Source organism: Lamprobacter modestohalophilus, from assembly GCF_016583905.1.
Taxonomy (GTDB): Bacteria; Pseudomonadota; Gammaproteobacteria; order Chromatiales; family Chromatiaceae; genus Lamprobacter; species Lamprobacter modestohalophilus.
Genome location: NZ_NRRY01000005.1, coordinates 153,578 through 164,549, shown reverse-complemented (window position 1 = coordinate 164,549; position 10,972 = coordinate 153,578). Strand labels below are relative to the sequence as shown.

Annotated in this window: 9 protein-coding genes; 4 read left to right on the top strand and 5 right to left on the bottom strand. The window is 62.7% G+C overall.

Annotation, left to right across the window (positions count from 1 at the left end; all coding sequences use genetic code 11):
* From CKO42_RS05490 to CKO42_RS05480, 3 genes are all read right to left on the bottom strand, one after another.
* On the bottom strand, nucleotides 1–1,533 hold a 1,533-nt coding region (locus tag CKO42_RS05490; protein ID WP_200240234.1), incomplete at its 3' end, for an IS66 family transposase.
* A gap of 551 nt (nucleotides 1,534–2,084) precedes the next feature.
* Nucleotides 2,085–2,627 (bottom strand): virulence RhuM family protein, encoded by a 543-nt coding sequence (locus CKO42_RS05485; protein WP_200240232.1) that lies wholly within the window; start codon nucleotides 2,625–2,627, stop codon nucleotides 2,085–2,087.
* A 202-nt stretch (nucleotides 2,628–2,829) separates the two neighbouring features.
* The gene (locus CKO42_RS05480) at nucleotides 2,830–3,117 is read right to left on the bottom strand and encodes a hypothetical protein (protein ID WP_200240230.1); all 288 of its coding nucleotides are present in this window, start codon (nucleotides 3,115–3,117) and stop codon (nucleotides 2,830–2,832) included.
* Between the two features lie 177 nt (nucleotides 3,118–3,294).
* Here CKO42_RS05480 and CKO42_RS05475 point away from each other — a divergent pair, with 177 nt between their 5' ends.
* The 4 genes from CKO42_RS05475 to CKO42_RS05460 are packed head-to-tail and all read left to right on the top strand — an operon-like array spanning nucleotide 3,295 to nucleotide 8,659.
* On the top strand, nucleotides 3,295–6,726 hold the full coding sequence (locus tag CKO42_RS05475) for a transglutaminase family protein (RefSeq protein WP_200240228.1): 3,432 nt from the start codon (nucleotides 3,295–3,297) through the stop codon (nucleotides 6,724–6,726).
* Between the two features lie 54 nt (nucleotides 6,727–6,780).
* Entirely contained in the window at nucleotides 6,781–7,638 is an 858-nt protein-coding gene (locus CKO42_RS05470) for a TIGR04283 family arsenosugar biosynthesis glycosyltransferase (RefSeq protein ID WP_200240226.1), read from the top strand.
* 30 nt (nucleotides 7,639–7,668) lie between these two features.
* On the top strand, nucleotides 7,669–8,526 hold the full coding sequence (locus CKO42_RS05465) for a sterol desaturase family protein (RefSeq protein WP_200240223.1): 858 nt from the start codon (nucleotides 7,669–7,671) through the stop codon (nucleotides 8,524–8,526).
* On the top strand, nucleotides 8,513–8,659 hold the full coding sequence (locus tag CKO42_RS05460; RefSeq protein WP_200240221.1) for a hypothetical protein: 147 nt from the start codon (nucleotides 8,513–8,515) through the stop codon (nucleotides 8,657–8,659). The genes CKO42_RS05465 and CKO42_RS05460 overlap by 14 nt, the downstream gene beginning before the upstream one ends.
* Here the strand turns inward: CKO42_RS05460 and CKO42_RS05455 are convergent.
* Nucleotides 8,642–9,760: a zinc-binding metallopeptidase family protein gene (locus CKO42_RS05455; protein ID WP_200240219.1), complete on the bottom strand. Its 1,119-nt coding sequence runs from the start codon at nucleotides 9,758–9,760 to the stop codon at nucleotides 8,642–8,644. The genes CKO42_RS05460 and CKO42_RS05455 overlap by 18 nt on opposite strands.
* Before the next feature lie 91 nt (nucleotides 9,761–9,851).
* Nucleotides 9,852–10,490, bottom strand: a complete 639-nt coding sequence (gene folE, locus CKO42_RS05450; protein ID WP_200240217.1) for a GTP cyclohydrolase I FolE — start codon at nucleotides 10,488–10,490, stop codon at nucleotides 9,852–9,854.
* Between the last annotated feature and the right edge of the window lie 482 nt (nucleotides 10,491–10,972).

The window sequence follows — 10,972 nt, the reverse complement described above, 5'->3', positions numbered from 1 at the left end:
TAGCTTGCTCGCCTTCCTGAAGGGACTGTGATTATGCCGACTCAAAATGCGCCACGAATCAGAGACCCAACCATATCCGTTGAACCGACGCACTGCCATGCGGCATAACCGAGGATGCGGCATAATGTCGCTTATGCCGCGCGCGGCATAAGCGGCATTATTGGTGATCGGCCAGTGGGGATTCTCCAAGACGCGGAAGATTGCCTCCCAGTCGTTCAGCAGTTCCACGGCCAAGGCATTGGTCTTGGCATGGCGGTGCCCAAGCACACGCCGACAGGCGGCCTGCAGTGAGTCAAGCAACGGGGCATAGCGGGTTGGTAACTCGCCCGGCGGACCGTCTCGAGCGGCATGGATCGCGTCAATCAGGGTGTCGAAGGTGTCTTGCACCTGTCGCCCAAAGGCCTGGGCCTCTTGATCGAAGCTGTCGATCAACCCTTGCGCCTTGCGCGTGAGGTGCGCCCAGCAGCGCAGCCGTTGCGGGAAGTGGCGGTAGGCTGTCCAGCCATCGCTCATCAGCCAGCCAGAGAAGTCCGGTAGGAGGCGCTCGAGGAGCTCGCGTCCGCGCTTGGCGACCGCGAACAGGGTGACCGTGGCGCTGGTGAAGACCCAGAGCCAGAGTAACTCGGCACCTTGCGGCCAGGAGGTCTCATCGGCGTGCAGCAGGTCGCTGGCCACTAGGGCCTCGATGAGTTCCTGTTCGAGCGGCTCACTGGCGGCGGCGGCTTCGTGCAGGGTGGCTTTGATCGTGCCGACGCTCAGACTCAGGCCGAGCCAGTCATGTAGAAACTCGCCGATACGCCGGTAGGACAGGCGAAAGCGCAGATGCAGCGCGATGATCAGGGTCGCCAGACCGGGGCCAACCAGCCGCCATTCGCTCAAGGCGACGGGCTCAAGGCGCGCGTCGTTGACCTCGCCTTGGCCGGGCTGCGCGCGGGTGTGATGGCCGCAGTCGCAGTGGCTGTCATAGAACCGATGGTCGACGATGTGCAGGTGCAGACCGGGGTGTTCGGCATCGCCCCACAGCAGATCGATCGTTTGGAACCCCGCGTAGGCGACACTGGGGGCGGCGGCGCCCAGCGCCGCGGCGCAGGCCGCGCAGGTCTCGGCGCGATGCGCAATCGTCTCATGCGCCTTGAAGACTTGGGTGCGTGCGAATCCGGGCGCGCCGGGTTGCTTGCCGGGCTTGCGTTTGGGTGGCTCGGCTTGGCGGGCTTCGCCCGTCGCCGCCGGGGGCGGCGTTGGCTCGGACTCATCCTGCGGGGACGCACCGCTGTCAGCCGGCTGATCGGGGGCCTCATCGAGCAGGGGCGTCTCCTCGTCGTCGCTTGAGTCGGTGTCGCTCGCTGAGGGGCGATCCCAGGGGGCTTGGCTGCTGGGCGGTCGTGAGCTGTTGGTCGGATTTTGCCCCAGGCGTTCGCGCGCTTCCTTGAGATCCTCGAGCAAGCGCAGCGACAGACCGCGCAACGACTCCACCTCCAAGCGCTGGAGGTAGTCCGCGTCAAGCTGGCCGAGGCTGTGATCGCTCAGGTGCAACGCTCAAGGAAGGCGGTTTCATAGGGCGGTGGCGTTGCGGGTATCCTTGTCCGATTGAGGGGCACGGTCAAGGGGTCTCTGAACGCTTACCTTCCCGGAAGTGTGCGGGTAGGTTGTCTAATTCAATGCAGATTCGACCTACCCCTTCAGTATCGCCCCACCAGATGCCGCGGCCTGCCAGGAGTTGGAACTTGACCCCGTGACGGTCTGGTCCCTGTGCCATGGCGCCACGCGGATCGGCGCGCAAGGTCGAGGCGTAATAGCGCAAGAGAGCCTGCGCAGAAGGGGCTGCCGGTGCGACATCATCCGGTGTCTCGGGTGCGGTCTCTGTGGCTATCTGCTCAAAGCGAGCGGGGACTGCAAGCAGGGTGCTTTGCGACAAGCCTTCCGAAGCCTTGCGCTCGGAAGGTGAATCGATGGGGGTGGTGGGACTGGGTGCCGATGTTTGCGCTCGCGTGAGCACACGCCATTTGCGGTCCGCCTCCAGCACGATGTGGCCGCTTCGAGTCAGTCGGTTTAGCTCGGTGAGCAGCTCGCGCCGCCTTGGTGGATCAAAGTCGTATCCGAGAATGCGCAGAAGGTCCCCTGTTGTTCGGCCTGAGGGGAATGCGCTGATGATTCGCTGTAGGTCCATCTTCGTGATGCGATTTCGTTCGATGCGGGTCTTTCGACTCTGAGTTTGCTTCAGCGCCGACAATGCTGCAACCGAAGACCTTGATGATGTCGTCCTTCAGGCGCTGGGTGGCCCAGATCCGAAAGCGCGTCGCATGGCTCTTCACCCGGTAGCCGACCGAGATGATCATGTCGAGGTTGTAGTGGTCGAGGTTGCGCTGGACCGCTCGACCACCTACCTGGCGAACTGACAAGAATTTCTTGTTGGTTGCTCTCGAAGCCAACTCTCCCTCGTCATAGACGTTGCGGATATGCTGGCTGATGTTCTGCTGTGTCGTCTGGAACAGATCGGCCATCAGCGGCTGCGTCAACCAGACGGTCTCATCCGCCAACCGTACATCGATCTTGATGCGTCCGTCCTCGGCCGCGTAGACCAGGAACTGGCCCCTGGCGTCGTCGTCAGATGACGGGTCCTTCTTCATCGCGTTTGCTTCCGTGTTTCGAGCAAGAAATGCCAACCGCTGGATTCCATATCACGCGGCATACACCAGCTCCCGCGTTCGTTCGATGTCGGCGCGCACCTAGGGGTTGCGCACGGCCGGGTATTCCACCAGATCGACGACATGCCCAAGCAGTTGCTCCAGCTCGGCTTGGAGGCCGAACCAGCCGCTCCAGCTCGGCCTGTCAACGCCGACGATGCCGCAACCAGCTCAACAACAGCACGATCAGCCCACTGAGCGAGAAGCTCAGCGCAACAACAGCCTTGCCAAAATGCCGATGCAGGTAAGGGCGGGCGGCATCGAACTGGGCACTGACCGAGCAGGTCCAGGTCTCGTAGTCGAAGGAGCCGCCGCGCTCTAGACAGGCGTCGGCGATATAGGCCTCGTAGCCGTAGTGCAGTCCAAGCAGCAGCAACGGCAGCAGGAGCAGGAGGAGGCCGCCCGGTGGTGGGCGGAAGGCAGCAGCGGTCATGGAGAGGCTCCGAAGTTAGGTGGTTGCGTCGGCCGATCGACCGCGCCGTGTCAGCGTTTGTGACTCGCTATGATACGGATGCCGGCTGCACGCGTCCCGAGGGCGCCAAATGCCCAGTTTCACGGTAAAGTACGGCGCTTATCCTGCCTGCCTCTTTCCTTAGGAGCCACGCCGTCCATGGCCATCCTGGTTGCGCTCAATCATAAGACCGAATACCACTTCGATCGCTCGGTGGGGCTCGCCCCGCATACCATCCGGCTGCGCCCGGCGGCACATTGCCGCACGCCGATCCGCTCCTATTCGCTGCGCGTCGAGCCGGCTGAGCATTTTCTCAATTGGCAGCAGGACCCGTTCGGCAACTATCTGGCGCGCTTGGTGTTCCCGGAGAAGACGCGGTCGCTGAGCGTCGAGGTCGATGTGATCGCGGAGATGATCACCATCAATCCGTTCGACTTCTTCGTCGATGAGTACGCCTACCATTATCCGTTCGCGTACGACGCGCAGCTGACCAAGGAGCTGGCGCCCTACCTGCAGATCAAGGACAGCGGGCCGAAGTTTGATGCCTGGGTCAAGAGCATCGATCGCACGCGCCGCGAGACGGTCTACTTTCTGGTCGATCTGAATAAGCGCCTGCAGGAGATGATCGGCTATGTGGTGCGCATGGAGACTGGCATCCAGAGCAGCGAGGAGACGTTGACCTTGGGCTGCGGTTCCTGTCGCGATACTGGCTGGCTGTTGGTGCAGACGCTGCGCCGACTTGGACTGGCTGCGCGCTTCGTCTCGGGTTATCTGGTGCAGCTGACCGCCGATGTGAAGGCGTTGGATGGTCCCAGTGGGCCGGAGGAGGATTTTACTGACCTGCACGCCTGGGCTGAGGTCTATATCCCTGGGGCCGGCTGGGTCGGGCTTGATCCAACCTCGGGCCTGTTTGCGGGTGAGGGGCATATCCCGCTGGCCTGCACGCCGGACCCGGTCTCGGCGGCGCCGATCACCGGTGCGACCGATGAGTGTGAGGTCGAGTTCTACTTCCATAATCGGGTCAAGCGCATCCATGAGGACCCGCGCGTCACCAAGCCTTATACCGACGAGCAGTGGGCGTCGATCGAGTCGCTGGGCCATGCCGTCGATGCCGAGCTGCAGGCGGGCGATGTGCGCCTGACCATGGGCGGCGAGCCGACCTTCGTCTCGATCGATGATATGGAAGGTGCCGAGTGGACGATTGCCGCGCTGGGGCCAACCAAGAAGGGCCTGGCTGAGGAGCTGCTGCTGCGGCTCAAGCGCCAGTTTGCGCCCGGTGGGATGCTGCACATCGGTCAGGGCAAATGGTATCCGGGCGAGCAGTTGCCGCGCTGGGCGCTGTCTTGCTACTGGCGCAGGGATGGCGAGCCGGTCTGGCAGGATGATGCGCTGATGGGCGATGAGCGCCATGATCAGGGCCAGGGGCCGGAAGAGGCGGCGGGTTTCATTCGCGCGTTGGCGGCCAAGCTGGGCATCGATCCAGCGCATGCGCAGCCGGCGCATGAGGATGTCTTCTACTATCTGTGGAAGGAGTCGCGGCTGCCGGCCAATGTCAATCCGCTCGATAGCAAGCTGAAGGACCCGATCGAACGCGCGCGGCTGGCGCGGATCTTCAGCCAGGGGCTGGATCGCGTCGCTGGCTATGCGCTGCCGCTGCGCTGGGCTGATCGCCAATGTGGCTGGGTCAGCGGGCGCTGGACGCTGCGCGACGGCAACCTGTTCTTGATCCCCGGCGATTCGCCGATGGGCTATCGGCTGCCGTTGGATGCGCTGCCCTACGTGCCGGATGCTGAGCTGGATACGCATCCGCCGCGCGATCCGTTCGAGCCAGTGGCACCGCTCGCTGCGCCTCGTCGCTCGGATCAGCCGCCAGGGGTGCCAACCGGCGCTTACGACGAGATCGCCCAACGCTATAGCCGCCTGGTGGAGCCGAATCAGCCGCGCCAAATCATCAACGAGCAAGGGCTGCGGCCGGATGAGCTGGCCCGACGCCATGGCCGCGAGGCGCTGGCCGAGGATCATCGCCAGCCGCTCGTCGAGCAGGCTTCGCTGCCTGATGACTACCCGGCCAAGCTGGTGCGCACCGCGCTTTGCATCGAGCCGCGCGAGGGTCGGCTTTACTGCTTCATGCCGCCGCTGACCCATCTCGAGCACTGGCTTGAGTTGGTCGCCGCGCTTGAGGCGACCGCCGCTGAGACGGCTCAACCGATCATCATCGAGGGCTACGAGCCGCCGCGCGATGCGCGCCTGCAAAAGTTGGCGGTGACTCCAGATCCAGGTGTGATCGAGGTCAACGTGCATCCGGCCAGCTCCTGGGATGACCTGGTGCGCGACACCCAGATCCTCTACGAAGAAGCACGCCAGACTCGGCTCGGCACCGAGAAGTTCATGCTCGACGGGCGCCACACCGGAACCGGCGGTGGCAACCATGTGACCCTCGGCGGCCCGACGCCGGCTGACAGTCCGCTACTGCGCAAGCCGGATCTGATCCAGAGCCTGATCACCTACTGGCAGCATCATCCGAGCCTGTCGTACCTGTTCTCGGGCACCTTCATCGGCCCGACCAGTCAGGCGCCGCGGGTGGACGAGGCACGCGACGATAGCCTCTATGAGTTGGCGATTGCCTTCCAGCAGATGCCGGCCGGGCAGGTGACCCAGCCTTGGATCGTCGATCGGGTGCTGCGCAATCTGTTGGTCGATGTCACTGGCAACACCCATCGCACCGAGTTCTGTATCGATAAGCTCTACTCGCCCGATTCGGCTAGTGGTCGACAGGGGCTGGTTGAGTTTCGTGCCTTCGAGATGCCGCCACATGCGCGTATGAGTCTGGCGCAGATGCTGCTGCTGCGGGCGCTGGTGGCGCGCTTCTGGAAGCAGCCTTATACGCGGGCGCCGATCCGCTGGGGCACCGAGCTGCATGATCGGTTCCTGCTGCCGCATTTCGTGCGCCAGGACTTCGAGGACGTGATCTGTGATCTGCAGCGTGCCGGCTATGCCTTCGAGTCGGCCTGGTTCGATCCGTTCTTTGAGTTCCGCTTCCCGCACTATGGTGATCTGGTCACGGCCAACGGCATCCGTCTCGAGCTGCGGGGCGCCATCGAGCCTTGGCATGTGCTCGGTGAGGAGGTCACCGCGCAGGGCACCTCGCGCTTCGTCGACTCGGCGGTGGAGCGGATGCAGATCAAGGTCAATGGCCTGACCGATGCGCGCCATGTCGTCAGCTGCAATGGTCGACGCCTGCCGCTGCGTCCAACCGGCCGCAAGGGCGAGTCTGTCGCCGGCGTGCGCTTCAAGGCCTGGAGCCCGCCGTCGGGCCTGCATCCGACCATCCCGGCCCAAGACCCGCTGATCTTCGATGTGGTCGATCTCTGGAATCGGGCCAGCCTGGGCGGCTGCAGCTACTATGTCTCGCATCCGGGTGGTCGCGCCGAGGAGCGCTTCCCGGTCAACAGCTACGAGGCCGAGAGTCGGCGTATCGCGCGCTTTCGGCACATGGGGCATACGCCGGGCGATATCGATCCGCCGCCCGAGGAGCCGGCTGGCGAGCATCCGTATACGCTCGATCTGCGCTGGACGCCGGGTTGTTTGTGAGATGGTGCCTGAGACGCTGTCTAAGCTGGACAGGGATCGGGGCCGGCGATGAGGTTGTCGATCATCATCCCGACGCGGCGGTTTACCGATCAGCTTGCGGTGCGCATCGAGGCGCATCGGCAACTGTTTCCGGACGCCGAGATCATCGTTGTCGAGCCTTCGGATCTACCGCTAGCGGATGATTTGCTGCGAGATAATGGGTTGCGCGGGGCCTCATGTTCGGCGGGAGCGCTGGATGGCTTGGATCAGCTAGATCAGATCAGGAAGCCAGATCAGACGGATAGGCTTGATCAGCCTGCTGAGCAGGGTATCGGTGGAAGCTCCAGCATCAGCACCGATAGCGGCGTTGATTCAACCGCCACTAGCGGCATCCAGCGGCTGCGTGCACCGCGCGGGCGCGGAACTCAGTGCAATGCTGGAGCTGCTCGCGCGACTGGCCCGTTGCTGCTCTTTTTGCACGATGACACCGCGCTGCCGGTCGAGGCGCCAGGTGTGGTGAGCAACGCTTTTGCCGACCCCAGGACGCAGATTGCCTGTTTCCGCCTGCGTTTCGACCATGAGCACTGGCTGCTCGCCATTTATGCCTTCTGCTCGCGCTTCGATAGCTCGCTGACCAGCTTCGGCGATCAAGGCATCCTAATCCGGCGCTCCTTCTTCGCTGCCATCGGCGGCTTCCCGGACTGGCCGTTGTTCGAGGATGTCGATCTGCTGAATCGTGCTCGCCATCGCACCCGCAAGCGGATCAAAAAGCTGCCGGCAGTGGTCACAACCTCAACGGTACGTTTTCTGGAAAACGGTATCCTGCGCCAGCAGCTCCTGAATGCGGAGCTGATGCTGCGCTTCTCGCTCGGCGCCTCACCGGAATCTTTGCGACGCCGCTATGAGATGCGGCGCGGATCAAGCGGTTCATGAGACCACAAAGACCATGTTTGACTGACCACCATGACCCCAGACCTGATCATTGGCCTGATTGTGCTAACGGCGCTGCTGGTGCTGGAAGGCACCATGCCCTTCTACCTGGGGCGCGAGCAACGCCTGCGCCACGGGCTGCGTAACGGAACCTTGGCTGCGCTGAACGGCGCCCTCGGTGTGCTGCTTGCGCCGCTGTTGCTAGGCGCGATTGTCTTTGCCGAACAGCATGGAATTGGCCTGCTGCACTGGCTGCCGCTCGATGGCTGGCCGTTGCATGGCCTGCTAAGTGCGGTGCTTACGCTGGCGCTGGCGGTATTGCTGTTCGATCTCTGGATGTACGCTTGGCATCGTGCCAACCATGAGATCCCTTTCCTCTGGCGCTTCCATCAGGTCCACCATACCGATCCGGCGATGGATGCGACCACCGCCTTGCGCTTCCATCCGGGTGAACTGCTGATCTCGTCGCTGCTGAACCCGCTGGTGATCCTGGCCTTAGGTATGGGGCTGACGCAGCTGATCCTGTATAAGTCGGTGATGCTGGCCATCATCCTGTTCCATCACAGCAATGTGCGCGTACCGAGCCACTGGGATGTGCGGCTGCGCTGGCTGATCGTGCCGCCCTCGATGCATCGGGTGCATCACTCGCGGATTCCGCGTGAGACCAACTCCAACTACGGCACGGTGTTCTCATTCTGGGATCGGTTGTTCGGCAGCTTCCGACTGCGCCCGGATCTGCAACAGATCGTCTTCGGCACCGGTCATCATGATGAGCCAGCCTGGCAGACCCTGCCGCGTCTGTTGCGGCTGCCGCTGGCGCCGACTCGGACACCGACTCAGTACTCGGAGCAAGACGCTACGCTCGGAGCCGCGACTCATGTCTCGCGATGAGCTGATCTTCGTCTACAACGCTGATACAGGGCTCTTCAATCAACTGGCCGATGCCGCGCACAAGGCGTTTTCAGCCGATACCTACGCCTGCAATCTCTGTCGGGTGACCTACGGGTTACTGACCGAGAAGTGATTCTGGCGGGCCTTTATCGCAACCTTTGTCGCAGGTGGTCGATGCCTCATGCACCACGCGATGCACAAAGCGCAGCTTCTCGATCGCCGGCGACGCCAGCACGAAAGGGTAGGCATGTTCGTGGCCAATACTGCGATTCAGGCTATTGAGCGCCAGCGTCAGCGGTAGCCAATGCTGTAGGAGGTTGTCGAAGGACATCGCCCGATAGGCATCAAAGCCGTGGTCGACATCCAGTGAATCGTCGTTGCCTGCGCGCGGGCGGATGCTGAGGCCAAACTGATAGGCCGTTTCTAGCGCATCGACCATCAGCAGGTAGTGGGCCCAGCTCTCGGCCCAGTCTTCCCAGGGATGCATGCTGGCATAGGCGCTGATGAATTGCTCCTGCCAGTTGGGCGGCGCGCCGTCTTGGTAGTGTTGATCGAGCGCCTGCGCATAATCCTCGGTTTCGTCGCCGAACAGGTCTCGAAATGGCCTCAGCCAATGGCTATTGCGGATCAGCCGATCCCAATAATAGTGTCCGGATTCATGTCGGAAATGGCCGAGGATGGTCCGATAGGGCTCGTCCATCTGCTCGCGCATGCGCTCGCGCTCGGCTGGATCGGCCTCAGCGAGATTGATGGTGATCAGGCCTTGCGCATGCCCTGTCATCACCTTGTTGCGCTCGCTGAAACTGGCTGGCGTATCGGCGAGGAACGCGAATTCAAGGCCAGCTGGGTCGACTCGGCGCGGGACGATCGGCAGGCCAAGCTGCAGCATCGAGTAGATTAAACGCCGCTTTTCGGTCTCCATGGCTCGCCAGCGCTCGTGGTTGCCGGCTACGGAGAGATCCGGGATGGTGCCGTTGAGGGCGCAGGCGATGCAAAAGGCCTGATCGCTGTCGGCCTCCACCATCCAGTTGCAGACCTCGTGGTTGGCGTAGTTATTACACATCCGATAGTGGGCCTGTTCGCCAACCGGCTGCCATGAACCCTCAGTCCTCGGTTCGATGGGCAGCAGGCGCAGGCGATCAGGAAGGAAGCCGAGTGGCAGACCGCATTGCGTGCAGCTGACATTTTCGAAGTAGAGGATGTTGCCGCAGTTCGTGCAGCTGAAGAGTTTCATGCTGACCCCATGGGTTGGATGGCTCAGGCAATCCGCTGAGGATGTCGACGGATGTCGGCTGGCGAGCAGTCTGCCGGCGAGCAATCTGCCGCTAGCGACCCAGGAAACCCATGAATTCTGCGCGCGTGCGGGCATCGGACTCAAAGGTGCCGCGCATCGCACTCGACACGGTCGTGCTGTTCTGTTTCTGCACGCCGCGCATCATCATGCAGGTATGGCTGGCCTCGACGACGACGGCGACGCCGTGCGCGCCGAGGTGATCCATCAAGGCATTGGCGACCTGGCTGGTCAGGCGTTCTTGCACCTGGAGACGGCGCGCGAACACATCGACGACGCGGGCGATCTTGCTCAGGCCAACGACCTTGCCGTTGGGCAGATAGCCGACATGGGCGTGGCCGAAGAAGGGCAGCATGTGATGCTCGCAGAGGCTGTAGAACTCGATGTCGCGCACGATCACCATCTCGCGGACATCTTCCTCGAACAGGGCTGCTTTGATGATCTCCTCGGCCGACATCGCATAGCCACTGGTGAGGAAATCGAAGGCCTTGGCGACGCGCAGCGGGGTGCGTTTCAGCCCCTGACGCTGCGGGTCTTCGCCGATCTCGGTCAGCATCTCATGGATCAGGTGCTCCTTGCGCGGGTCATAGACCTCCTGTTCGTTGGTTGGCTCAAAACTATCAGCGTAGTGTCCCTCAGTGGTGAGGCGCGAGCGCTTGGTGTTTGCGGGCATATTTTTTTCTTCCAATCTGGCCGGACGCCCCCGGGCGACCGACAACCATGCTAGCGAAGAGTCGAACTCCCCGCATTGAAATGTGACCATCTAGTGACTAGCTGGCGGGCGGTTGGCCTGCGGGTCGGGAGCCCTGGATGGAAGGCTAGGGTCGGATTCGTTAAACTAGTGCTCAACTTGACGGTGCAACCGTCTTCTCAGCGCGGCCCGATGTTCAACACGCGAGCCCCATTAGTCCGTTCCCAGAGCCGGGCGCCAGACAGCCTATCGGTGTCCATCGCTCGACGCTCGCAGGCCGACCGATTGCCTCTCGGTCCTGGCTTTTGGTCCTTTGGCTCGGGCATCCCTGTGCCCGACCCGGCCCGGCGCTTGCTGTCCTACATCGGCGATGCCCCTAGCGCGCCGATTCGATGTCCGTTCAGCCATTGCCTCATCTTGTGTGGTGGCGACTGCGAGGTAGCGGCGCGCGATGAAGCTCAGCC